At 68.7% G+C, this 23,142-nt stretch carries 21 protein-coding genes and 1 tRNA gene; 13 read left to right on the top strand and 9 right to left on the bottom strand.

Annotation, left to right across the window (positions count from 1 at the left end; genetic code table 11):
• The first annotated feature begins 493 nt into the window (after positions 1 to 493).
• On the top strand, positions 494 to 1,972 hold the full coding sequence (locus OMP43_RS12385) for a lipopolysaccharide biosynthesis protein (RefSeq protein ID WP_280280017.1): 1,479 nt from the start codon (positions 494 to 496) through the stop codon (positions 1,970 to 1,972).
• A 534-nt stretch (positions 1,973 to 2,506) separates the two neighbouring features.
• Entirely contained in the window at positions 2,507 to 3,112 is a 606-nt protein-coding gene (locus OMP43_RS12380; protein ID WP_280280016.1) for a hypothetical protein, read from the top strand.
• Between the two features lie 660 nt (positions 3,113 to 3,772).
• Here the strand turns inward: OMP43_RS12380 and OMP43_RS12375 are convergent.
• Positions 3,773 to 4,201 (bottom strand): CBS domain-containing protein, encoded by a 429-nt coding sequence (locus OMP43_RS12375; RefSeq protein ID WP_280280028.1) that lies wholly within the window; start codon positions 4,199 to 4,201, stop codon positions 3,773 to 3,775.
• 65 nt (positions 4,202 to 4,266) lie between these two features.
• Between OMP43_RS12375 and OMP43_RS12370 the strand changes: the two genes are divergently transcribed.
• Positions 4,267 to 4,566: a hypothetical protein gene (locus OMP43_RS12370; protein ID WP_280280015.1), complete on the top strand. Its 300-nt coding sequence runs from the start codon at positions 4,267 to 4,269 to the stop codon at positions 4,564 to 4,566.
• Between the two features lie 57 nt (positions 4,567 to 4,623).
• On the opposite strand, the gene OMP43_RS12365 is transcribed toward OMP43_RS12370, so the two are convergent.
• The 4 genes from OMP43_RS12365 to hisS form a co-directional block, all read right to left on the bottom strand.
• Positions 4,624 to 5,370 (bottom strand): DUF4167 domain-containing protein, encoded by a 747-nt coding sequence (locus OMP43_RS12365; RefSeq protein ID WP_280280014.1) that lies wholly within the window; start codon positions 5,368 to 5,370, stop codon positions 4,624 to 4,626.
• A gap of 269 nt (positions 5,371 to 5,639) precedes the next feature.
• Positions 5,640 to 6,449: a peptide chain release factor N(5)-glutamine methyltransferase gene (gene prmC, locus OMP43_RS12360; protein ID WP_280280013.1), complete on the bottom strand. Its 810-nt coding sequence runs from the start codon at positions 6,447 to 6,449 to the stop codon at positions 5,640 to 5,642.
• A 111-nt stretch (positions 6,450 to 6,560) separates the two neighbouring features.
• Positions 6,561 to 7,631 carry a peptide chain release factor 1 gene (gene prfA / locus OMP43_RS12355; RefSeq protein ID WP_280280012.1) on the bottom strand — a complete coding sequence of 357 codons (1,071 nt, stop codon included), beginning with the start codon at positions 7,629 to 7,631 and terminating at the stop codon, positions 6,561 to 6,563.
• Positions 7,628 to 8,869 carry a histidine--tRNA ligase gene (gene hisS / locus OMP43_RS12350; RefSeq protein ID WP_280280011.1) on the bottom strand — a complete coding sequence of 414 codons (1,242 nt, stop codon included), beginning with the start codon at positions 8,867 to 8,869 and terminating at the stop codon, positions 7,628 to 7,630. Before hisS ends, prfA begins: the two co-directional genes overlap by 4 nt.
• A gap of 310 nt (positions 8,870 to 9,179) precedes the next feature.
• On the opposite strand from hisS, the gene OMP43_RS12345 reads away from it, so the two are divergent.
• From OMP43_RS12345 to hemW, 6 genes are all read left to right on the top strand, one after another.
• The gene (locus tag OMP43_RS12345; RefSeq protein WP_280280027.1) at positions 9,180 to 10,331 is read left to right on the top strand and encodes an efflux RND transporter periplasmic adaptor subunit; all 1,152 of its coding nucleotides are present in this window, start codon (positions 9,180 to 9,182) and stop codon (positions 10,329 to 10,331) included.
• A 6-nt stretch (positions 10,332 to 10,337) separates the two neighbouring features.
• On the top strand, positions 10,338 to 13,535 hold the full coding sequence (locus OMP43_RS12340) for an efflux RND transporter permease subunit (protein ID WP_280280010.1): 3,198 nt from the start codon (positions 10,338 to 10,340) through the stop codon (positions 13,533 to 13,535).
• The gene (locus tag OMP43_RS12335; RefSeq protein WP_280280009.1) at positions 13,532 to 14,965 is read left to right on the top strand and encodes an efflux transporter outer membrane subunit; all 1,434 of its coding nucleotides are present in this window, start codon (positions 13,532 to 13,534) and stop codon (positions 14,963 to 14,965) included. The genes OMP43_RS12340 and OMP43_RS12335 overlap by 4 nt, the downstream gene beginning before the upstream one ends.
• 71 nt (positions 14,966 to 15,036) lie before the next feature.
• Positions 15,037 to 15,819: an enoyl-CoA hydratase-related protein gene (locus OMP43_RS12330; RefSeq protein ID WP_280280008.1), complete on the top strand. Its 783-nt coding sequence runs from the start codon at positions 15,037 to 15,039 to the stop codon at positions 15,817 to 15,819.
• 50 nt (positions 15,820 to 15,869) lie between these two features.
• Positions 15,870 to 15,943: transfer RNA gene (locus OMP43_RS12325), tRNA-Gly, on the top strand.
• 133 nt (positions 15,944 to 16,076) lie between these two features.
• Complete coding sequence (hemW, locus tag OMP43_RS12320; RefSeq protein WP_280280007.1) at positions 16,077 to 17,207, top strand: radical SAM family heme chaperone HemW; 1,131 nt, start codon at positions 16,077 to 16,079, stop codon at positions 17,205 to 17,207.
• Positions 17,208 to 17,241: 34 nt separating this feature from the next.
• Here the strand turns inward: hemW and OMP43_RS12315 are convergent, their stop codons facing one another.
• On the bottom strand, positions 17,242 to 18,438 hold the full coding sequence (locus OMP43_RS12315) for a penicillin-binding protein activator (protein ID WP_280280006.1): 1,197 nt from the start codon (positions 18,436 to 18,438) through the stop codon (positions 17,242 to 17,244).
• A 12-nt stretch (positions 18,439 to 18,450) separates the two neighbouring features.
• On the opposite strand from OMP43_RS12315, the gene rsmI reads away from it, so the two are divergent.
• Positions 18,451 to 19,284 carry a 16S rRNA (cytidine(1402)-2'-O)-methyltransferase gene (gene rsmI, locus OMP43_RS12310; protein ID WP_280280005.1) on the top strand — a complete coding sequence of 278 codons (834 nt, stop codon included), beginning with the start codon at positions 18,451 to 18,453 and terminating at the stop codon, positions 19,282 to 19,284.
• 150 nt (positions 19,285 to 19,434) lie between these two features.
• On the opposite strand, the gene OMP43_RS12305 is transcribed toward rsmI, so the two are convergent.
• Positions 19,435 to 19,614: a hypothetical protein gene (locus OMP43_RS12305; protein WP_086130656.1), complete on the bottom strand. Its 180-nt coding sequence runs from the start codon at positions 19,612 to 19,614 to the stop codon at positions 19,435 to 19,437.
• A 90-nt stretch (positions 19,615 to 19,704) separates the two neighbouring features.
• On the opposite strand from OMP43_RS12305, the gene OMP43_RS12300 reads away from it, so the two are divergent.
• Genes OMP43_RS12300 through OMP43_RS12290 form a run of 3 tightly spaced genes read left to right on the top strand, consistent with a single transcriptional unit; the run spans position 19,705 to position 21,668 of the window.
• The gene (locus OMP43_RS12300) at positions 19,705 to 20,073 is read left to right on the top strand and encodes a YraN family protein (RefSeq protein WP_280280004.1); all 369 of its coding nucleotides are present in this window, start codon (positions 19,705 to 19,707) and stop codon (positions 20,071 to 20,073) included.
• 43 nt (positions 20,074 to 20,116) lie between these two features.
• Positions 20,117 to 21,073 carry a glutathione synthase gene (gene gshB, locus OMP43_RS12295; protein WP_280280003.1) on the top strand — a complete coding sequence of 319 codons (957 nt, stop codon included), beginning with the start codon at positions 20,117 to 20,119 and terminating at the stop codon, positions 21,071 to 21,073.
• Between the two features lie 10 nt (positions 21,074 to 21,083).
• On the top strand, positions 21,084 to 21,668 hold the full coding sequence (locus OMP43_RS12290) for a DedA family protein (RefSeq protein ID WP_280280002.1): 585 nt from the start codon (positions 21,084 to 21,086) through the stop codon (positions 21,666 to 21,668).
• Here the strand turns inward: OMP43_RS12290 and OMP43_RS12285 are convergent.
• Together OMP43_RS12285 and OMP43_RS12280 are read right to left on the bottom strand one after the other, a co-directional pair.
• Entirely contained in the window at positions 21,646 to 22,125 is a 480-nt protein-coding gene (locus OMP43_RS12285) for a GAF domain-containing protein (RefSeq protein WP_280280001.1), read from the bottom strand. The two genes, OMP43_RS12290 and OMP43_RS12285, sit on opposite strands and share 23 nt — an antisense overlap.
• A 44-nt stretch (positions 22,126 to 22,169) precedes the next feature.
• Positions 22,170 to 23,063: a tyrosine recombinase XerC gene (locus OMP43_RS12280; RefSeq protein ID WP_280280000.1), complete on the bottom strand. Its 894-nt coding sequence runs from the start codon at positions 23,061 to 23,063 to the stop codon at positions 22,170 to 22,172.
• Positions 23,064 to 23,142: the final 79 nt, after the last annotated feature.

Genomic DNA, 23,142 nt, shown 5'->3' with positions numbered 1-23,142 from the left:
GGAACGGCTTGACTTTATCTGAGTATCCAACGCCTAGAAGCCGTCAGAACCCAGGGCCGCCGCCCACATGTCCCTTCATCTATATCACTATGTCAAAGAGCGACAAAAACCGACGCACCGTCCAACCCCTTTTTCTCGGGGCGACCTGTGCGCCTGGATTTTGGTGACCGTCGAAGCGTTCCGGTGAGGAGCACCGCGTCGGTGGAGTGGCTTCTATGCGTGACCTTTCGGCCCGTCAACAGCCTTGTGAAACTTTCTGTCTTTTTTTCGAAACAGACCCCGAAAACCGCAGAAATCCGCGGTTTTCGGGCGTGCGGCCCGGCGACTGAATGACGGATCGATGACCAGGAAGGGCGCGAATCATGCGAATCGCCCCTCGAATCACGCCGGAAAACGCGAATCCGGGATACGATTTCCCCTGCAGAACTGCGCAATTTCGCGGCTTTCCGGCGGTTTACGGCGCATAAAGGCGAACGGGCGCATAGCGCGCGAGATGAGCGATACCGTGCTGGCCAATTCCGAAGCCGAAAGCGCCGCGCTGCGCCAACAGGTGCGCAGCGCCGTGATCTGGCGCTCGGGCACCCAGATCTTCGGCCAGCTGCTTACCTGGGCCTCGACCTTCATCGTCATCCGGCTGCTCGGCCCGTCCGCCTATGGCCTGTTCGCGATGACCCAGGTGATCCTGGTCCTGCTCAACATGCTCAACGGCTACGGCCTCGCCAGCGCGCTCATCCAGCGCAAGGACGCCGGGCGCCACGCGCAGCGCCAGCTGTTCGGCATGCTGATCCTGCTGAACTTCGGCCTGGGCGCGATCCAGTTCCTCGCCGCCCCCGCCGCCGCCGCCTATTACCGCCAGCCCATGGTGGCCGACCTGCTCCGCGTGCAGGCGCTCCTATATATGGCCACCCCGTTCATCGCCCTGCCCCAGGCGCTGCTCTCGCGCGCGATGGACTTCCGCAAGCAGGCGCTGGTCAATTTCGTCTCGGCGCTCGCCGGCGCGATCACCGCGCTTGCCGGCGCGCTTGCCGGCCTGGGCGTGTGGACGCTGGTCGCCGCGCCGATCGCGCTGTTCGCCACCCGCGCCATCGGCATGACGATCGCCGCGCGCTCGCTGCTCTGGCCGAGCTTCGACTTTCGCGGCGCCGGCGACATCGCCCGCTATGGCGGCGTGATGGCCACCGGCCAGCTCTTCTGGTTCGCCCAGAGCCAGGCCGATGTGTTCATCGCCGGCCGCCTGTTCGACCCGCACACGCTGGGCATCTACACCACCAGCCTGTTCCTGACCCAGATCTTCGTCGCCAAGTTCGTGCCCCCGCTCAACGAGGTCGCCTTCTCCGCCTATGCCCGGCTCAAGGACGACAAGGCCGCGGTCGCCGCCGCCTTCACCAAGTCGGCGCGGCTGATCATGGTGGTCGCGATGCCCTTCTATCTCGGCATGGCCGCCACCGCCGACCCGCTGGTCGCGGTGGCGCTGGGGCCGAAATGGCGGGAGGCGGCCCCGGTGGTGCACTGGCTGGCGCTCGCCATGCCGATGATGACGCTGCAAGTGCTCTATGCCCCCGCCAGCGACGCCTGTGGCCGCCCGGGAATCAGCGCCCAGAACTCGGCGACCGGCGCGCTCTGCCTGCCGATCGCGTTCCTGATCGGCGTGCACTGGGGCCTGATGGGCCTCGTCGCCGCCTGGTTTGCCGCCTATCCCGTCTATCTCGCGGTCTCGACCTGGCGGACGCTGCCGGTGATCGGCGTGAGGCTGGGCGCGCTGATCGAGGCGATCGCCCCGCCGGTGCTGGCGGCCGGCGCCATGGCGCTGCTCGTCACCGGGCTCGATTCGCTGCTGCCCCCGCTCCCGGCGCTCCCGCATCTCGCGCTGCTCGCGGGCGCGGGCGGCCTTATCTATGGCGGGCTGCTGTTCCTGTTCGCCCGCCCGATGCTGATCGAATCGATCAACCTGATCCGCAACCGCCACGGATGAGCCGCGACGCGCCGGGGAGAGTTCGTCATCCCCGCGAGGGCGGGGGTTCAAGCTGGATGGGGGCGAAGCAATTCCGCGCAGAGCAGCCGGAGACGGCAGGACGCGCCGCGCGGCCATCGCCCCTGGCCCCGGATCCCCGCCTTCGCGGGGATGACGGACATGGTTTCAAAGGCTTGGGTGTGAACCCATAAACGACCGCTTTCGGTATATCGGACCAATCGGCCGATCTTGGGTGGATAGCTGCCATTCCGATGGCCTTGCGGGCACAGCGGGTATGCGCCCCAATTGCAGTCGTTCTCAATGTTGGTAGTTGATTTCCAAGGCAGCCGTTCGTTAACGTCGGCTTGATGGACAAGACTGGTGTTAACCGTCCCGTCCACTTAGGAAATTGAATCCGTGAAAAGCGACTTTTGTTTCATCACGACATAAGCACTAAATCTTGATCAGGATGCCAGACATCGGCGCCCTGTTCGCCGACAACCAACAAGCGGAGTGATAAGATTGACGGATTTTAGCGCTGAGCGGAATGATGGAATGGATCTGGAGCGAGAAGTTGCCGATCTGGTGGCGAAACTCCTAGCTTCGGGCGAGCTACCCTACCGTCCCGAACTCGTGCGTTTCCGACCCAAGGCCAGATACTACTCCAGGAGCCGGGAGGCTGAGGTAGATTTTGAGAATGTACTCGAGGTCTATGTGAAAGATAACTTCGGGAAGGACGATGCACAGCCGACGCATGTCGTGATCTTCGAGTGCAAGGACCATAAGCGAGAACTTGAGGTCAAGCTGATGGATGAGCTCGTAGGGCGGCTTGCCGGCGGCTATGGCTTTAGCATCAAGGCCTATATGGTGACACGCAACGGCTTTCAGTCGGGCACGGTCGCCACTGCACGAAACAATGGCATCGGCCTGATCAAACTGATGCCCAAGGACAAGGTCCAGTATTTCGCTCACCTGCAGACCTATGACAGTCTGGAGCGATCACGGCGTGAATTCCCGCTTCGCGTTAAGCGAGCCCTGCTAAACCCGCTCTATGTTTCGGATGGTGAGCGGTTCTATGCAGCCGACGATGGCTTCGTCTTTCCTGACTTCAATCGCATGATCGTGAAGCACCTCGATAGGGCCGGCCTTCCCGCCAGCTGAGGCTCACGCCGCGCAGATCTTCAGCCTGGCTTGACCTGCCGAAACGAAGCCAGCCGCGTCCGCCCTCCAACCGGGTGGCGATTGGTCCTCCGTGTGGCGCCGCAACGCACTGCCGCCCGCACCGCGCTCCTCGATTTGCCGGGTATCAGACTCTAGAAAGGAGCGTCCGCTTGTCGCGCTTGACGCAGCGTGACCTGCCAGTCCGCTTCCGGCCCAGCTTCAGCCGTGGTGTGCGTCGACCCTTGATGTCCGCAAGTGGGGCGTTTGCCGACAGGCCGCCTTTATGAGTCCTCAACCTAGGGCAAAACCCGATCAAGGCTTTGATTTATTTCGTCATCCCCGCGCAGGCGGGGATCCAGGGCCACGGGCGGGTTGCGGGCAGTCGAGGCCTGCGCGCTCCGGAAGGAGGCTCACCTGATAGCATCGTCGTCCTGCGCTACCCTGGATCCCCGCCTGCGCGGGGATGACGGAGTTTGCTGATTGGGTTTTGACCCCAGGTTGAGAACCCAAACAAGTATCTGATCTTTCACCGTCATCCCGGCCTTGAGCCGGGATCCCGCTTCTTCCTGTGCTGACGAGATAGCGGGACCCCGGCTCAAGGCCGGGGTGACGAAGCAAGAATATGAGTCCACAACCTGGTTCAGATTCCCGGCCCAGGGATCACACCGCCTGGATATAGGCACGCATCGCATCGGCTTCCGATTCGATCCGCTCGATCCGATACTTCACCAGATCGCCGATCGAGACGAGCCCGATACAGGTATCGCCCTCGACCACCGGCAGATGGCGGATGCGCCGACGGGTCATCAGCGCCAGCGCGGCGAGCACGCTCTCGTCGGGCGAGACGGTGATCGCCGGCGCGGTCATCACGTCGCCCACCTTGCGCGCGAGCGCCGCGGCCCCCTCGCGCTCGAGGCAATAGATCACGTCACGTTCGGAGAATATCCCGGCGACCGCGCCGCCGGACATCACGGGCACGGCGCCGATTCGCTTCCCGGCGAGCAGCGCGACCGCATCGGCGACCGTCCGGTCGCCATCGATCGAGACCACTTCGTGCCCCTTGCCCCCCAGGATCGCCGCGATCGTCATCGCCATCACTCCGCATTCGGGTCCAGGCGGTTGAGTCTCCCACACATCGCCCCCAATTGCAAAAGATGGACGCGCCGCACGGCCTGGACGATCCCGAATATGCCGCCTTTGCCTGGGCGCGCTATCGCCGCATCCTGGGCTGGATGGCGATGGTCGCGGCGGCGGCGGCGATAGGTGCGATCCTGGTCCTGTGGCACTGGCTGGGCTGGCTCAACCTGACCGTGATCCTGGCCACCGCGCTCGGCGTGTTCTTCACCATCCTGCTCGGCGCCATGCTGATGGGCCTGATGTTCCTGAGCTCGGGCACCGGCCATGACGAACAGGTGGAGGACCGGCTGAAGGACGAAATGGAAATCGGCGACTGAGCCTTCGCCCAGCCGCCGATCCATTGTCCTGATTCTTCAGATCGCGAACGCCGCCGTTCAGGCAGTCGCTTCCGCATCCTCGGCGCGGGTGCGGCGGCGGCGCGGCTTCTTCACCGGCTCCTCCGCTTCCGCGGCCGGCGCCGCGTCGATCACGCCGAGCGCCGGCGGCAGCACCGCGGCGTCGATCGCATGGCTCTCATCGGCGGGCTGCGCCTCCTCGCGGCGCGGGCGGCGGGTGCGGCGCGGCGCCTGCTCCTCGCGCGGGGCGCGCTGCTCTTCGGCGGCAGCCTCGAAGCCCTCGGCCTCGACGGCATGGCCATTGCCATAGCCATTGGCGCGGCCGTTGCGGTCCTCGCGCTCGCGGCGAGGCTGGCGCTCCTGGCGCTCCTCACGCTCGCGGCCCTGACGCTCCTCGCGCTCGCGGCGCGACGGCTGGACGCGCTGCTCCTGCGGCTCGTCCGCTTCGTCGGCGCGATTGCCATCGGCCTCGACGTCGAAATCCTCGTCGTCGCCGTCGAAATCGTCGCGCTGGCGGCGCTGCTGGTTCTGCTCCTCGAAGCGCGAACGGCTCTCGCTCAGCACGCGGAAATAGTGATCCGCGAACTGGAGATAATATTCGGTGTTGACCCGGTCGCCCTGCATCTGGGCATCGCGCGCCAGATTCTTGTATTTCTCGAGCAGCTGGGCGGCGTTGCCGCGCGCACGGTTGTCGATGCGGTTCCCGTTACCCTGGCCCGGGTTGCCACCCTGGCGCTGCTGCTGCCCGCCACGACCACGACGGCGGCCGGCCTGACGATTGTTCATCAAGGTCTGTATGTCCTGTCTTGTTTACGCTGTCCGTCGGTCCAATTCCTGGGTCCCGGATGCAGTTTACAAATGCGCGCCAACGCCTCGGGAGGCGCGACTCGCCTGCCATGGCCACCGGACTGCAGCGGCTATCATGACCTGAATCGGGGCTGTGCTTTTCACGGCCCAAGTTTCAACGGCTTGGTTGAAAGTGCCCTACCCCGTCGCTGTCTTAGCCGGTGCAGCACCAATGTCCAAGCAGAAATATGTGTCGTTTTCGCGTCGTTTCAAGTCAGGAGCAGCGCGCGCGGCCGCTCTCCCAGATCCTTGTACAGCGTCACGGCGAAACCGCCATTCCGGGCAATCGCGGATACCGGCCCGGCCTGGGTCCAGCCGATCTCCAGCACCGCCGCGCCGCCGGGCGCGAGCAGGCGGCGGAGATCGGGAATGATCCGGCGATAATCGTCGAGCCCCTCGGGGCCCGCGAACAGCGCCGCGCCGGGCTCATGGCGGCGGACCTGCTCGGGCAGATCCTCCCGCGTCCCGATATAGGGCGGGTTGGCGAGAATCAGGTCGAAGCGCGCAGCGAGCCCCTGCCCCCAGTCGCCGGGCCGGAAGGCGGCGCGCGACTCCATCCCCAGCGCCGCGGCGTTGCGCCGGGCATAGTCGAGCGCGACCTCCGACGCATCCACGCCGAGCCCCTGCGCCTCGGGCCATTCGGCCAGCGCGGCGAGCAGCAGCGTGCCGGGGCCCGTGCCGAGATCGAGGATCCGCGCGGGCGCGCGGGCGCCGAAATATTCGATCGCCGCCTCGATCAGCGTCTCGCTGTCGGGGCGCGGGATCAGCACCCCGGGGCCGACCGCGAGCTCGATCGTCCAGAAGGCGCGGCGGCCGGTGATGTACGCCACCGGCTCATGCGCCAGCCGCCGCGCAAGCAGCGATTCGAGCGCGGCGGGCACGGGATCGCCGAGATGGCGCAGGATCATCGCCTCGCGCGAGACGCCCAGGGCGTGCGCCATCAGCAGCTCGGCATCGAGCCGGGGGGAATCGGAGACGGGTTCGAGGGTTCTGGCGGCTTCGATCAGAGCGCCGCCCACTCCCTCTCTCCGCTTGCCGGGAGAGGGGGTCGCCGGATCCGCATGCGATTCGTCCGGAGGGGAGGTCACGCCCCTCTCCCCGGCCCTCTCCCCGCACGCGGAGAGAGGGAGCTACCCATCCAGCTGCGCCAGCCGGTCCGCCTCGTCCTGGGCGACGAGCGCGCCGATCAGCTCGTCCAGCTCGCCTTCCATCACTTCGGGCAGGCGGTGGAGCGTCAGGTTGATGCGGTGATCGGTCACGCGCCCCTGGGGGAAATTATAGGTCCGGATGCGCTCCGAGCGATCGCCCGAGCCGACCATCGACTGCCGCGCGCCGGCGCGCGCCGAGGCAAGCCGGTCGCGCTCGGCCTCGTACAGGCGGGTGCGCAGCACCTTCATCGCCTTGGCCTTGTTCTTGATCTGCGAGCGCTCGTCCTGCTGGATCACGATCGTGCCGGTCGGCAGGTGGGTGATGCGCACTGCCGAATCGGTGGTGTTCACGCCCTGCCCGCCCGGGCCCGAGGCGCGATAGATATCGATGCGCAGGTCCTTGTCGTCGATCCGGATATCGGCCTCCTCGGCTTCGGGAAGCACCGCCACCGTCGCCGCCGAAGTGTGGATGCGCCCGCCCGCCTCGGTGGCCGGCACGCGCTGCACCCGGTGCACGCCGCTCTCGAACTTCAGCTTGGCGAACACGCCGGTGCCGGTGACGCTGAGCACCACTTCCTTGAAGCCGCCGAATTCCGATTCGGAGGACGAGATCAGCTCGATCTTCCAGCCCATCCGGTCGGCATAGCGCTGGTACATGCGCAGCAGGTCCCCGGCGAACAGCGCGGCTTCGTCGCCGCCCACGCCGGCGCGGATCTCGAGCATCGCCGGGCGCGCATCGGCCGCGTCCCTGGGCAGCAGCGAGAGCGCCAGCCCGCGCTCGGCATCGGCGAGCGCCGCTTCATTGGCGCGCAGCTCCTCCGCCGCCATCGCGCGCAGTTCCTCGTCAGGCTCCTGCGCCATCAGCGCGAGCGATTCGGCCTCGGCACGCAGCCGGCGGACCTCGCCCGCGGCAAGTGCCACCGGCTCGATCTCGGCATATTCCTTGGAGACGGCGACGAACCTGTCGCCCGACAGGTCCCCGGTCGCCATCTGCGCCTGCAGCTCGTCGCGCCGCGCCTCGATCGCGGCGATGCGGTCGGCGGGGATCTTCATCGGGCGGCGCCCGAGACCAGCGTCGCGACCGCGTCGGCATCCACCCCGTCGCCGTCGATCACGCGCTGCGCGATCGATACCTCGCCGTCGCGCTGCTGGAACGAGACCGTCATCGCCGGGTTCGCCTTCATCGCGCGGTCATAGCGCTTCCTGGGGCTGCCGCTCGCGAACAGCTCGGCGCTGATGCCCGCGTTGCGCAGCCCCGCCAGCAGGCCGATCGCGGCCGCTTCGCTGCCCGCCGCCTCGACGACGACGGCCACCTGCATGCGCTCCGCCGCCGGCTCGGCGATCAGCATCCCCAGCCGCTCGACGCCCGCCGCCCAGCCCACGCCCGGCGTCTCGGGGCCGCCGAGATTGCCGACCAGCCCGTCATAGCGGCCGCCGGCCAGCACCGTGCCCTGCGCGCCCAGCCGGTCGGTGACGAACTCGAAGGCGGTGTGGCGGTAATAATCGAGCCCGCGCACCAGGCGGCTGTTGCGCGTCCATTGCACCCCGGCCGCGTCGAGCCCGTCGGTGACGGCCTTGAAGAAGGCCGCGGCCTCCGCGGTCAGATAGGCGTCGATGTCCGGCGCGCTCTCGGCGATCGGGCGGTCCTGCGGGTCCTTCGAATCGAGGATGCGCATCGGGTTCTTCTCGAGCCGGACGAGGCTGTCCTCGCTCAGCTGGTCCCGGTGCGCCGCGAAATGCGCGACCAGCGCGGTGCGCCAGGCGTCGCGCGTTTCCGCGTCGCCCAGCGTGTTGAGCTGGAGGGTGACGCCCTCGATGCCCAGCTCGCGCAGCAGCTGGTCGGCAAGGACGAGCAGCTCCACGTCGGCGGCCGGCTCGGCGGCGCCGAGGATCTCGGCGTCGAGCTGGTGGAACTGGCGGAAGCGGCCCTTTTGCGGGCGCTCGTAGCGGAACACCGGGCCGCTGGTGACGAGCTTGAGCGGCGCATATTGCTGCCAGCCCTCGGTGACATAGGCGCGGCAGATGCCGGCGGTGAATTCGGGGCGCAGCGTGATCAGGTCGCCGCCCTTGTCCTCGAACGTGTACATCTCCTTCGAGACGACGTCGCTGGTCTCGCCCATCGAGCGGGCGAACACGCCCGTCGCTTCGAACACCGGGATGTCGACGCGCTGGAAGCAATAGAGCTTGCGGACATGGTCGAAGGTCTCGAGGACGCGGGCGAACCTGCGCTGATCCTCGCCGAAAATGTCCTGGGTGCCCCGGATGCGGTTGGGCGTTTCGATGCGTGCCATATTGGCGCGCGCCAATAGGCCGGTTCGGCCCGGGCCGCAACGAGATTGCGGGGATGCCATAACCGCAGGGAACCTTGCAACGAACGGGCAATTGTTGCGCCGTGTATCCAATCGTGGAAACCTGCCGTCTGCCGGAGGGGTGTTTCGCGTTTCCGGCACATTTCTTGTGTTGCACCTGCACAAGGCGCTGCCCAAGAGCATTCGTCACAAGAACCGCGCCCGAGTCGGCGCCCTGATCCGGGTTGAAGAATTGCACCGAATCACCCCTGGCGGCGCGTGCCGACCTTCCTTTGCCCTGCTCGCCACCACGCTGCTCCTCGCATCCTGCGGGAGCGGCGGCCAGACCGCGCAGAAAAAGGGCGCCGGGGGCCCGCCCCAGGTGGGCTTCGTGGTGGTCCAGCCGGGCCAGGTGCCGGTGGTCGCGGAACTGACCGGGCGAGTGAATCCCTATCAGGCCTCCGAGGTCCGGCCCCAGGTGGCCGGGATCGTCCGCAAGCGCTTCTTCACCGAGGGCTCGATCGTCCGCCAGGGGCAGACGCTCTACCAGATCGACCCCAGCCTCTATTCCGCCAGCGTCGCCGAAGCGGCGGCCAGCCTGCAGAACGCCCAGGCCAATGCCGAGGCGACGCGGATCCGGGCGGATCGCTACAAGCCGCTCGCCGAGGCGGAGGCCGTGTCGAAGCAGGATTATACCGACGCCACGGCCGCCGCCCGCCAGGCGCGCGCGCAGGTCGCCCAGACGGGCGCGCAGCTGCGCACCGCGCGGATCAACCTGCACTTCACCCGCGTCCCCGCGCCGATCACCGGCCGCATCGGCCGCTCGCTCGTCACCGAGGGCGCGCTGGTGACGACCAACCAGGCCGATCCGCTCGCGGTGATCCAGCGGCTCGACCCGATCTTCGTCGACATCCAGCAATCGAGCGGCGAGCTGCTCGCGCTGCGCCGCGCGCTCGCCCAGCAGGGCGTGACGCCGGGCAGCGCCGCCGTGCGCCTCAAGCTCGAGGACGGCAGCGAATATGGCACCACCGGCACCGTCGAATTCTCCGAGGTGATGGTCGACCAGAATACCGGCACCGTCACGCTGCGCGCCCGCTTCGCCAATCCCGAGGGGCTGCTGCTGCCGGGCATGTTCGTCCGCGCGGTCTTCACCCAGGCGATCGACACCCGCGCCTATCTGGTGCCGCAACAGGCCGTGTCGCGCGACGCCAGGGGCGCCGCCCAGCTCTGGGTCGTCGGCCCGGACAACAAGGCGGTGCGCCGCGACGTCACCGCCGAGCGCACCCAGGGCGCCTTCTGGGTCATCACCCAGGGGCTCAACCCCGGCGACAAGGTGATCACCCAGGGCATCGCCAACCTGAAGCCCAATGCCGATATCCGCCCGGTCCCGGCCGACACGCCGCAGAAGATCGAGCCGCCCCGCAAGGACCAGGGCGCCGGCGCCTCCAAGTCGAAGGGCGGCTGAGCACCCATGTCGCGCATCTTCATCGATCGCCCGATCTTCGCCTGGGTGATCGCGATCATCACCATGCTGATGGGGCTAGGCGCGGTCTTCTCGCTGCCGATCGCGCAATATCCCGACATCGCGCCGCCCCAGGTGAACATCCGCGCCACCTATCCCGGCGCGTCGGCGGAGACGGTGCAGAACTCGGTGACGCAGATCATCGAGCAGAACCTGACCGGCATCGACGGGCTGCTCTATTTCAGCTCCTCGTCCACCTCGCGCGGGCAGGTGACGATCAGCGCCACCTTCAACAAGGGCACCGATCCCGACATCGCCCAGGTGCAGGTGCAGAACCAGGTCCAGGCCGCGCTCTCGCGCCTGCCCAACCAGGTGCAGCAGCAGGGCGTGCGCGTCACCAAGTCCAACCCGGACACGCTGCTGCTCGTCGGCGTCTATGACGAGACCGACAAGCGCACCAATCGCGACGTGTCCGACTGGCTCTCGTCCAACCTGCAGGACACGCTGTCGCGCCTGCCGGGCGTGGGCGACGTCAACGTGTTCGGCTCGCCCTATGCGATGCGCATCTGGCTCAACCCCTCGGCGCTCGCCAGCTACGGCCTGATGCCGAGCGACGTGGTGACCGCGATCACCAGCCAGAACACCGAGGTCGCCGCCGGCGAGATCGGCGGCCAGCCGATGCCGTCCAGCCAGATGCTGAACGCGACGGTGACCGCCCAGTCGCGCCTGCAGACGCCCGAGCAGTTCGCCAAGATCATCCTGAAGACCCAGACCAGCGGCGCGCACGTGCTGCTGAAGGACGTCGCCCGGATCGAGCTGGGCGCGGAGAACTACAACGCCGTCAGCCGCGTCAACGGCCATCCCGGCTCGGGCATCGCGATCAGCACCGCGCCGGGCGCCGACGCGCTGAAGACGGCGGAACTGGTCAAGGCGACCGTGGCGGAAGCGGCCAAGGATTTCCCGCAGGGCTTCAACTACGCCTATGCCAACGACACCACCGAGTTCATCCAGCTCTCGATCGAGGAAGTGGTGAAGACGCTGGGCGAGGCGATCGCCCTCGTCGTCATCGTGATGTTCGTGTTCCTGCAGAGCTGGCGCGCGACCCTGGTGCCGATGATCGCGGTGCCGGTGGTGCTGCTCGGCACCTTCGCGGTGTTCTACGCGCTCGGCTATTCGATCAACACGCTCACGCTGTTCGGGCTCGTGCTGGTGATCGGCCTGCTCGTCGACGACGCGATCGTCGTGGTCGAGAATGTCGAGCGCCTGATGGAGGAGGACCCCGACCTCACTCCGCGCGAGGCGACGATCAAGTCGATGGACCAGATCCAGATCGCGCTGGTGGCGATCGCGCTGGTGCTGTCCGCCGTGTTCCTGCCGATGGCGTTCTTCGGCGGATCGACCGGCGTGATCTACCGGCAATTCTCGGTCACCATCGTCTCGGCGATGGTCCTGTCGGTGCTGGTCGCGCTGATCCTCAGCCCGGCGCTGACCGCCACGGTGCTGAAGCGCAAGCAGGACATGCCCGCGCCCGGCAGCGGCTGGTTCTCGCGCCGCGTGCCCTTTCTCGGCCGCTGGACCCGCACCGGCATGGCGAAGTTCAACCAGGGCTTCGAGTGGACGGTCGAGCACTACACCAGCACCATTTCCTATGTCGTCGATCGCAAGTGGATCTTCCTGCTGATCTACCTGCTGTCCTGCGCGGTGCTGGTGCTGATGTTCTATCGCCTGCCCACCGGCTTCCTGCCGACCGAGGACCAGGGCGCCGCCAGCGTGCAGTTCCGCCTGCCCGCCGGCGCGACCCAGGCCCGCACCCAGGAAGTCCAGCTCGCGGTCGAGAAATATCTGCGCGAGCAGGAGGGCAGGAACGTCCGCACCATCTTCACCGTCACCGGCGGCGGCGGGGGCGGCGGCGCCAGCGGCCAGAATACCGGCCAGGGCTTCGTCAACTTCGTCTCCTGGGACGATCGCCCCGGCAAGGAGAACGGCGCCGACGCGATCGTCCAGCGCGCCGCCGGCGCCTTCCGCAACTTCCGCGACGCCCAGGTCTTCGCGCTGGTGCCGCCCGCGATCCGCGGCCTGGGCCAGTCGAACGGCTTCACGCTCGAGCTGCAGAACACCAGCGGCATGTCGCGCACCGACTTCGTGGCGGCCCGCGACAAGCTGCTCGCCGCGGCCAATGCCGATCCGGACCTCCAGGCCGTGCGCCTGTCCGACCTGCCCGACGTCTCCACGCTCAACATCCAGATCGACCAGGAGAAGCTCGCCGCGCTGGGCCTCACCCAGGCGGACGTCAACAACACGCTGTCGACCGCCTGGGGCGGCCGCTACGTCAACGACTTCATCGATCGCGGCCGGGTGAAGCGCGTCTTCGTCCAGGGCGACGCGCCCTATCGCGCCGATCCCAAGAATCTGGGCGAATGGTTCGTGCGCGGTGCCGACGGCAAGATGACGCCCTTCTCTTCCTTCGCCACGATCAGCTGGGCGACCGCGCCGACCACCGTCTCGCGCTTCCAGGGCATCTCCTCCTTCGAGTTCCAAGGCCAGCCCGCGCCGGGCAAGAGCTCGGGCGACGCGATGAAGCGCATGGAGACGCTCGCCGCGCAGATCCCGGGCACCAGCATCGCCTGGGCCGGCCTCTCCTATCAGGAGCGGCTGGCCGGCGGGCAGGCGCCGCTGCTCTACGGCGTCTCGCTGCTCATCGTGTTCCTGTGCCTGGCGGCGCTGTACGAGAGCTGGTCGATCCCCGTCGCCGCGATGCTGGTGGTGCCGCTCGGCCTGATCGGCGCGGTGTTCGCGGTGACGCTGCGCGGGCTTCAGAACGACGTCTATCTGCAGATCGGCCTGCTCACGACGATGGGCCTGGCGGTGAAGAACGCCATCCTGATGATCGAGTTCGCCGAACGCGCCGAAAAGGAGGGCAAGCGCGTGATCGAGGCCGCGATCGAGGCCGCGCGCATCCGCTTCCGCCCGATCGTGATGACCAGCCTGGCCTTCATCTTCGGCGTGCTGCCGCTGGCGATCTCCACCGGTGCCGGCGCCAACAGCCGCATCGCGATCGGCACCGCGGTGATCGGCGGCATGCTCACCGCGCTGATCCTCGCCATCTTCTACATCCCGCTGTTCTTCGTGCTCGTCCGCCGCGGCGTGCGCGACGCGCTCAAGGCGCTGCGCGAACGGCGGGCCCGCAAGCGGGAGGCGCAGGCATGAAGCGCACGGTTCTGACCCTGTTCCTCGGCACGGCGCTCGCCGGCTGCTCGATGGAGCCGAAATATGCCCGGCCCGAAGCCCCGGTGCCGCCCGGATGGCCGGTGGGAGATGCCTATCTCAAGGCCGACGAAGCGGCGCTGCCGAGCGTCACCTGGCAGGACATCTTCAAGGATCCGCGCCTCCGGAAGCTGATCGAGCAGGCGCTGGCCAATAATCGCGACCTGCGCATCGCCGCCGCCAACATCGCCGCGGCGCGCGCGCAATATCGCATCCAGCGCGCCGACCGGTTCCCCGGGCTCGATGCCGGCGCAGGCGCGACCGCATCGCATGGCAGCAGCACCGGGGCGGCCACCACCAGCGGCACGCGCACCAGCTTCTCGGGCAATGTCAGCATACCCGCCTTCGAGCTAGACCTGTTCGGCCGCGTCGCCTCGCTCACTCGCGCCGAGCAGGACCGCTGGTTCGCGACCGAGGCGGCGGCGCGCGCCACCCGGCTGACGCTGATCGGCGACATCGCCGCCGCCTGGCTCAACCATGCGGCGGACGCCAGCCTGCTCGCGATCGCCGAGAGCACCGCAGCCAATGCCGAGCGCGCGGTGGCGCTTACCGACCGGCGCCTGCAGGGCGGCATCGCGCCGCGCACCGACCTGGCCCAGGCGCGGCAGATCCTTGCCACCGCCCAGTCCGACGTTGCGGCGCAGAAGACCGCGCTGGCGCAGGACGTCAACGCGCTCCGGCTGCTGGTCGGCGCCGAGATCGATGCCACGCTGCTCTCCTCCACGATCGAGGAAGCCGCGCCCACCGTTGCCGAGCTGCCCGCCGGCGTCGATTCGGGCGTGCTGCTCCGCCGGCCCGACGTGGTGCAGGCCGAATATACGCTGCGCGCCGCCAATGCCCAGATCGGCGCCGCCCGTGCCGCGCTCTTCCCGCGCATCTCGCTGACCGGGCTGCTCGGCTTTGCCAGCAACGCGCTGACCGGGCTCTTCTCGGGCAATGGCTTCAACTGGTCGGGCGGCGCGAGCGCCAGCTATCCGATCTTCAACGCCGGTGCCGGCCGCGCGGGCGTGGAGCGGAGCGAGGCCCAGCGCGACGCGGCGCTCGCCAGCTACGAAAAGGCGATCCAGACCGCCTTCCGCGAAGTCGCCGACGCCCTGGCCCGGCGCGGCACCATCGCCGATCAGCTCAAGGCCGACACGGCCAACCTGGCCGCGGCCCAGGACAATTATCGCCTCGCCGACACGCGCTATCGCGGCGGGATCGACAATTTCCTGGCCAGCCTGGTCGCGCAGCGCTCCTATTATTCCGCCCAGCGCGGACTGGTGAACGCTCGGCTGATCGAGGCGACCAACCTGGTGACGCTCTACCGCACGCTCGGCGGCGATTCGCTGCTGACGGTCACGCCTTCGGGGCCGCAAGTGGCCGCGCCGTAGCGTCATCTGGCTCACCCTTCCACCCTCCCTCCTTCCCCGCTATCGGTTGCGAAGCGAAACGGGAGTGGCGGATGGCGTACGAGATGATCCTGACCGAGCGGGCCGGCGACGTGCTGGTGATCACGCTCAACCGGCCCGATCGGCTCAACGCCGCGCCGCCCGCGATGTTCGACGAGATCCGCGACGCGCTGGCCCGGCTGGACGGCGCCCGCGCGGTGCTGTTCCAGGGGGCCGGCCGCGCCTTCTGCTCGGGTGCCGACGTGGCGAGCGGCGCGCTCGCCTCGGGCGATCCGGCGGCGGCGACGCATGCCGCGCTGACCGATCACTACAATCCCACGATCCTTGCCGTCGCGCGGCTGGGCGTGCCGGTGGTGAGCGCGGTGCGCGGGCCCGCCGCGGGCATCGGCTGCAGCCTGGCGCTGGCCGCCGATTTCTGCGTGGCGAGCGACACCGGCTATTTCCTCCAGGCCTTCGTCAATATCGGCCTGGTCCCCGATGGCGGGGCGACCTGGCTGCTGCCGCGCCTGGTCGGCCGCTCGCGCGCGGCGGAGATGATGCTGCTGGGCGAGAAGCTGCCCGCGACCAAGGCGCGCGACTGGGGCCTGGTGCACAGCGTCGTCTCGGACGAGCAGCTCGAGCATGAGGCGCTTGCGCTCGCCGCCCGCCTCGCCGCCGGGCCCACCATGGCGCTCGGCCTGATCCGCCGCGGCATCGGCCAGGCGCTCGAATCGACGCTGGAGGAAACGCTGGCGATGGAGGCCAACCACCAGCGCAGCGCGCGCGGCACCGCCGATTCCATGGAGGGCGGCCTGGCCTTCCTCCAGAAGCGCAAGCCGAACTTCACCGGGAAATAGCCTGCGAGGTTGACCGGCCGGGGGCGGCTGTGGCACTCGGCCCTCGGCTCGCGGGTATAGCACAATGGTAGTGCAGCAGCCTTCCAAGCTGAATACACGGGTTCGATTCCCGTTACCCGCTCCAGCCTTCCTGCCCGGCGAACCCGTGTTCCTTGTGGCGCTCCGCCCTGCCGGGCTACACGTCCTTGTGGCGCTCCGCCCTGCCGGGCTACGCTAGTGGTTCGATTCCCGTTACCCGCTCCAAGCCCCTTCAAGCGATGACCGACACCCCCGCCCCTCTCGCACTCTATGTGCACTGGCCGTTCTGCGTGTCGAAATGCCCCTATTGCGACTTCAACAGCCATGTCCGCGAGAGCGTCGACCAGGCCGCGTGGCGCGCCGCCATGCTCGCCGACCTGGCGCATGAGGCCGCCGCATTGCCCGGCCGCCGGCTCGGCTCGATCTTCTTCGGCGGCGGCACGCCTTCGCTGATGCCGCCCGAGACGGTCGCCGCGGTGATCGAGGCGGCCGAGGCGCATTGGGGCTTCGCCCCCGGCATCGAGATCACGCTCGAGGCCAATCCCTCCTCCGTGGAAGCCGCGCGCTTCGCCGACATCGCTTCGGCCGGGGTGAACCGCGTCTCGCTGGGATTGCAGGCGCTCGACGATGCCGATCTGCGCTTCCTCGGCCGGGCGCACGGCGTCAACGAGGGGCTGGCGGCGCTGGCGACTGCGCAGCGCGCCTTTGGCCGGGTCAGCTTCGACCTGATCTATGCCCGGCCGGGCCAGACGCTGGCCGGCTGGGAGGCGGAGCTGCGCCGCGCCCTGTCCTTCGGCACCGAGCATCTCTCGCTCTACCAGCTCACCATCGAGCCCGGCACGCGATTCGCCACGCTGTTCGAGAAGGGCGAGCTCGCCGCCTATGATCCCGACGCGGCGGCCGACCTGTTCGAGGCGACCCGCGCGATCGCCACGGCCGCAGGGCTGCCGGCCTATGAAGTCTCCAACCATGCCCGGCCCGGGGCGGAGAGCCGGCACAACCTCACCTATTGGCGCTATGGCGACTATGCGGGCGTCGGCCCCGGCGCGCATGGCCGGCGGAACGGCATGGCCACGCTGCGGCGCAAGAAGCCCGAGAACTGGCTCGCGGCGATCGCGCGCAACGGCCATGGCATCGAGCGCGAGGATCCGCTCGACCCGCACGACCGCGGTGTCGAGGCGCTGCTGATGGGCCTGCGCCTGGCCGAGGGCGTCGACCTGGCCGGGGTGCCGGACGCCCCGCTCGACCTGAAGGCGCTGGCAGGAATGGAGGCGCAGGGCCTGATCGCCCGCGCCGGCAGCCGGCTGATCGTGACCGATGCGGGGATGCCGGTGCTCGAGGCGATCCTGCGCGAGCTGGTGGTTACCTAATTCCTCCCCCAGACAAGCTGGGGGAGGAAATATATCAGCCCCCGAACCCGGTCGGCGCCGGCGAGATCGTCACCGTGGTCCCGCCCTTCACTTCCTGCACCTCGAGCGCGCGCTCGGCGATGCCGTCGCGGCCGAAGCGGAAGGCGCCGTCGAGCCCGCCGAACCCGTCGGGCGCGACCAGGCGGCGCTCGGGGAAGATGTCGCCCGGCCGCCATTCGCGGGCGATGCGCACGGTGAGCAGCACCGCGTCATAGCCGAGCGTCGACAGGCGATAGGGCGCCGCGCCGAAGCGGGCGCGATATTTGGTCGCATAGGTCCGGTAGTAATTGTCCGGCACGCTGGCGAACCAGGCGCCGTTCAGCACCGCGTTCGCGCCGATCGCCGAATCGGTGTTCCACAGCTCGGTGCCGAGGATCCGCGAGGCCTTGCCGCCCGCCGACTTGCGGATGATCGGCGCCGCCGTCACCCCGCTCGCGCCCGAGCCGGCGATCAGGATCGCCTGATAGGGCGTGCGCGAAAGCTTGGTGATCGCGCTGGTCATCGAGCCGGGGCGGCCGTCATAGGTCTCCATCGCCAGCACCTTGCCGCCCTGGTCCTCCACGGCCCGCAGGAAGCTGGTCGAGGCGCGCTCGCCATAGACGCCGGAGGTCATCAGCCCGACAAAGTTGGTGACGCCCTGGGCCCGGGCATAATCGACCACCCGCTCGATCGACTGGGCCGGCGAATAGCCGAGCAGATAGGTGCCGTTGCCGGCCACCGCCGTGTCGTTCGAGAAGCTGAGCACCGGCACCCGCGCGGCCCGGGCGATCGGCGCCACTTCGCGCGCCTCCTCGGCGAGCAGCGGGCCGAGGATCAGCTTGTTGCCGTCGGCGATCGCCTGGCGCGCGGCGTTCGCGGCCCCGCCGGCAGTGTCGTAGGTAGTGATGCGCAGCACGTCCGATTTCGTGTCGAGGACGGCCAGCTGCGTCGCATTGGCGAGCGACTTGCCGACGCCGGCGTTCGGCCCGGTCATCGGCACGAGCAGGGCGACGCGGTGGCGCTCCACATCCTGCGGCAGGCCCGGCGAGATCGGGCGAGTCGAGGGCCGCTCGCGCGGCGCCTCCACCGTCGGCGCGGGGCGCGACTCGGGGATCACCCGCGGCCCGCTGGCGCAGGCGGCGAGGAGGGCGGCGAGGCCCAAAGCGGCCCAGCGGAGGATGCCCCGTTGCGGATTCACGGTCGCGTCTGCCATTTACTCTCCCCGATGCACGCTGTTCTCACGCCCGGCCTCTATATCGTCGCCACCCCGATCGGCAATCTCGGTGACTTGTCGCCGCGCGCCTCCGAAATACTCCTGGGCGCCGATCTGGTTGCCGTCGAAGACAGCCGTGTGACAGCCGGCCTGTTCCGGCACCTGGGCGCGAAGGGGAAGATGCTCCCCTATCACGACCATAATGCCGATGCGGTCCGCCCCGGCCTGGTCGCGCGCATGGCGACCGAGGCGATCGCGCTCGTCTCCGACGCGGGCACGCCGCTGATCTCCGATCCCGGCTTCAAGCTGGTGCGCGACGCGCGCGCCGCCGGCCATCCGGTGACGACGATTCCCGGCCCCTGCGCGGCGATCGCGGCGCTGACCCTGGCCGGCCTGCCGACCGACCGCTTCCTGTTCCTCGGCTTCCTGCCCGCCAAGCTCCATGCCCGCGCCGAGGCGATCGCCGAGATCGCCGGCGTGCGCGCCACGCTCGTCCTCTACGAATCGGGGCCGCGACTCTCGGCCTGCCTCGCCGCCCTGGCCGAGGGGCTGGGCGACCGCGAGGCGGCGGTGGCGCGCGAGATCAGCAAGAAGTTCGAGGAATGCGTGACCGGTTCGCTCACCCAGCTGGCCGAGCGCTATGCCGAGGCGCCGCCCAAGGGCGAGATCGTGGTGGTGGTCGCCCCGCCGGGCGCCCCCGCGCCCGCCAGCGCCGACGATGCCGATGCCGCGCTCGCCGAAGCGCTCACCCGGCTGCCGGCGAGCAAGGCGGCGGGCGAAGTGGCGAAGAAGCTCGGGCTCGACCGCAAGGCGCTCTATGCGCGGGCGATGGCGATGAAGGAATAGTCCGGCGCGGGTCGGAACCGCCCCGATCCCGCCATCCCCGCGAAGGCGGGGACCCAGGGTTACTTCGCGCATCGCTCCTGACTCTGGATCCCCGCGTTCGCGGGGACGACGAAACAGAGCAGGAGAGGACGAAACAGCGCCAAGGCCGACTCAGGCGTATTCCTGCTCGAGCACGCGCATCTCGTCCGCACCGGTAAGCTCGGCGAGGCGTTTGAGATAGGTTTCGGCGAGCTGGCGGCGGCGCAGCGCGGCGGCCTCCGTCATCGCCCGCTTCGCGGCAGCGAGTTCCTGAGCGGCGCGACGCCGATAATAGCGTTCGTTGGATTCCATCTGAATGCGACCCCCCGAAAGCACCGATAAACCCGGTTCGGTGCGACTCGGTCTGGCGATGGTAACCAAAGTTATCCACAGGTGCGAGTCGTGAGGGGCAGAAGACCAACGGATCGCCGCGCTGCGGAAACGCGTGGCCGCGAAGGCGAGCGCCGCGCCGCCTGGTGGCTATGGCTGAAAGGCTGGAGAATCCTCGATCGCCGCGTCCGCACTCCGGCCGGCGAAGTCGATCTGGTTGTGCGCCGCGGCAACCTGATCGCCTTTGTCGAGGTCAAGACCCGCGCCACCGCGGCCGATCTCGACTTCGCGATCGACGAGCGCCGGCTTGCCCGTGTCGCCGCCGCGGCGGAAGTGCTGATGCCGCGCTATGCCGGCCCGAACGACGATATCCGGGTCGACGTGATCCTCATTGCCCCGGGGACGCCGCCTCGCCATATCGAGAACGCCTGGATGGGGTGACTTATTCGAATAAGTCACCTAAGGTGTTCCCGAAGGAGGCCGAATGTCGCTCAATGTCGCCGTGCAGATGGACCCGCTCGACGCGATCAACATCGCGGGAGACTCGACCTTTGCGCTGATGCTCTCCGCCCAGGCGCGCGGCCACCGGCTGTTCCACTACAGCCCGGAGGACCTGAACTATTCCGCCGGCCGCGTCTGGACCCGGGCCCATCCGGTGACCGTGCAGCGGGTGGCGGGCGACCATTTCCGGTTCGAGGAGCCGGTGTCGCTCGACCTGGGCGAGGAAGCCGATGTCGTGCTGATGCGCCAGGATCCGCCCTTCGACCTGGGCTATATCACCGCGACCCATCTGCTCGAGCGGATCGCGGACCGGACCCTGGTGGTCAACGACCCCGCCAGCGTGCGCAACGCGCCGGAGAAGGTGTTCGTCCTCGACTATCCGCAGTTCATGCCGCCGACGCTCGTCACCCGCAGCCTGGACGAGGCGCGCGCCTTCCTGGCGGTGCATGGCGAGATCGTCATCAAGCCGCTGCACGGCAATGGCGGCAAGGCGATCTTCAAGGTGGGCCGCGACGGCGCCAATCTTTCCTCGCTGATCGAAGTGTTCAACACCGCATGGCGCGAGCCGCACATGGTGCAGGCCTTCCTCCCTTCGGTGGCGGCGGGCGACAAGCGCATCGTGCTGGTCGACGGCGAAGTGGCCGGCGCGATCAACCGCATTCCGGGCGAGGGCGAGATCCGCTCGAACCTGGCGGTGGGCGGCAGCGCGGCCAAGACCGAGCTGACCGCGCGCGAGCAGGAGATCTGCGCGGTGCTGGGTCCGGAGCTGAAGCGGCGCGGGCTGCTGTTCGTCGGCATCGACGTGATCGGCGGCGAGTGGCTGACCGAGATCAACGTCACCTCCCCCACCGGCATCGTCGCCATCGACCGGTTCAACGGCACCGACACCGGCGCGCTGATCTGGCAGGCGATCGAGCGCCGCGTCGCCGAGCGGAGCTGATCGACACCTTATGTGGGACGCGGCTTCCTGGGGCTATTGGGGCATCTTCTGGCTGATGGTGCTCGAGAATGTGATTCCGCCGATCCCGTCCGAGGCGATCATGAGCGTGGCGGGCATCGCCGTGGCGCGCGGCAAGATGAGCTTGCCGCTGGTGCTGTTCGCCGGCACCGCGGGCACGGTGCTCGGCAATCTCTTCTGGTGGGAGATCGGCCGGCGGCTGGGCTATAAGCGCCTGCGGCCGCTGGTCGACCGCTGGGGCCGCTGGCTGACGCTCGACTGGCACGAGATCGAGAAGCTCAAGACCTATTTCGACAAATGGGGCGGCCCGACCGTGCTGATCTTCCGCTTCATGCCGGTGGGCCGCACGGTCATCTCGATCCCCGCCGGCCTGATGCACATGCCCTTCTGGCGCTTCGTCGGCTATACCGCGGTGGGCAGCGCGATCTGGAACGTCATCCTGCTGGGCGGGGGCTATGCGCTGGGCGCCACGATCGAGGACATCGAGGATTGGGTGGGGCCGACGATCATCGCCATCGTCGCCGGGATCGCGCTGCTCTATGTCTGGCGGATCCTCACCTGGAAACCGCGGGACTGATCCGGTCGAGCGCCGTCGCGATCCGCTGGGCATAGGTTTCCATCTGCGGGGCGAGCGCGGCGAGGCCGAGGCGCGACTTCGGATCGACGGCGCACAGCGTGCCGAAGAAGCTGCCGTCGCCGCGCAGGATCGGCCAGGAGATATAGCTGCGGAAGCCGTAGAGCGCCGGGGTGTGATGGCGGCGCCATTCCGGATCGGCATCGACATCGTCGATATAGACGCCCTGCCCGCTCGCGCGGATCTCGTCGCAGATCGTCGTCTTGATCGCGAGCTCCTCGCCGGGGTTCAGCCCGAACTCGATCTTGTCGAGCACCTGGCAGGCGACCCAGCGATCGGGCGTGACGCGCGCCACCGCGGCAAAGCCCATGCCGGTGCGCTCGCACAATTCGGCCAGGATGGTCTCGACTTCGGGGATGCGCTGGATGTCGGCGACGTCAGCGAGATGGGAATCGTGCATGCGTGCGCCGTAGCGAAGCGTTGCGGCGGTGTAACTGATCGAAATCAGGCGCGGGGATGGGCGTTGCGATAGACGTCGAGCAGATGGGCGGCATCGACGGCGGTATAGACCTGGGTCGAGCTGAGGCTGGCATGGCCGAGCAGCTCCTGCAGCGCGCGCAGGTCGGCGCCCCGGCCGAGCAGATGGGTGGCGAAGCTGTGGCGCAGCGCGTGCGGGGTGGTGCGGTCCGACAGGCCGAGCGCGGCGCGGGCGGCGCGGACCGACTTGCGGATCACCCCCGCCGGCATCGGGCCGCCCTTCGCCCCGCGGAACAGCGGCGCGTCGCGCGAGACGCCATAGGGGCAGGCGCGGGCATAGGCCTCGATCGCCGCGCGCACCTCGGGCAGCAGGGGGACGATGCGGGTCTTGTCGCGCTTGCCGGTGACGCTCATCGTCGGCCCCAGCGGCAGCACGGCGCCCGGGAGCCCCACCGCCTCGCCGATGCGCAGGCCCGCGCCGTAGAGCAGCAGCAGCACCGCCCAGTCGCGCAGCCCGATCCAGGGCTCGCGCGCCTCCTCGGAGACGGTCTCGGCGAGCGCGACCGCCTCGTGCGGGGCGATCGGGCGGGGCACGCCCTTCCGGACGCGCGGTCCCTTGAGGCGGGGAAGCTCCGCATCCTCGCCGCCGGCGAATCTGAGGAAGCCGCGCACCGCCGAAAGCTCGCGCGCGGCGGAGGCGTTGGACAGGCCCTCGCCGCGGCGATGGGCGAGATAGGCGCGCAGGTCCGCGGCGCTCGCCCGGCCGAGCGCATCGCGCGTGACGGGCCCGCCCCAATGCCGCTGGAGAAAGGCGACCAGCCGCTCGGCGGTCGCGCCATAGGCCCGGACGGTATGCGCCGAACGCCGCCGGTCGCGCGCGAGATGCTGCGCATAGAGGAGCGGGAGGGCGGGCTCGGTCATGGGGGAAGCATATATCTCCCTCTCCCCCCTGGGGAGAGGGTCGCGGACAGGGGCAGTGCGGCGAGCAAGGCGCTTGCGG

Source organism: Sphingomonas sp. CBMAI 2297, from assembly GCF_029870595.1.
Classification (GTDB): domain Bacteria; phylum Pseudomonadota; class Alphaproteobacteria; order Sphingomonadales; family Sphingomonadaceae; genus Sphingomonas.
The sequence above is the reverse complement of the archived record's forward strand: the minus strand, read 5'-3'. Positions and strand labels throughout refer to the sequence as shown.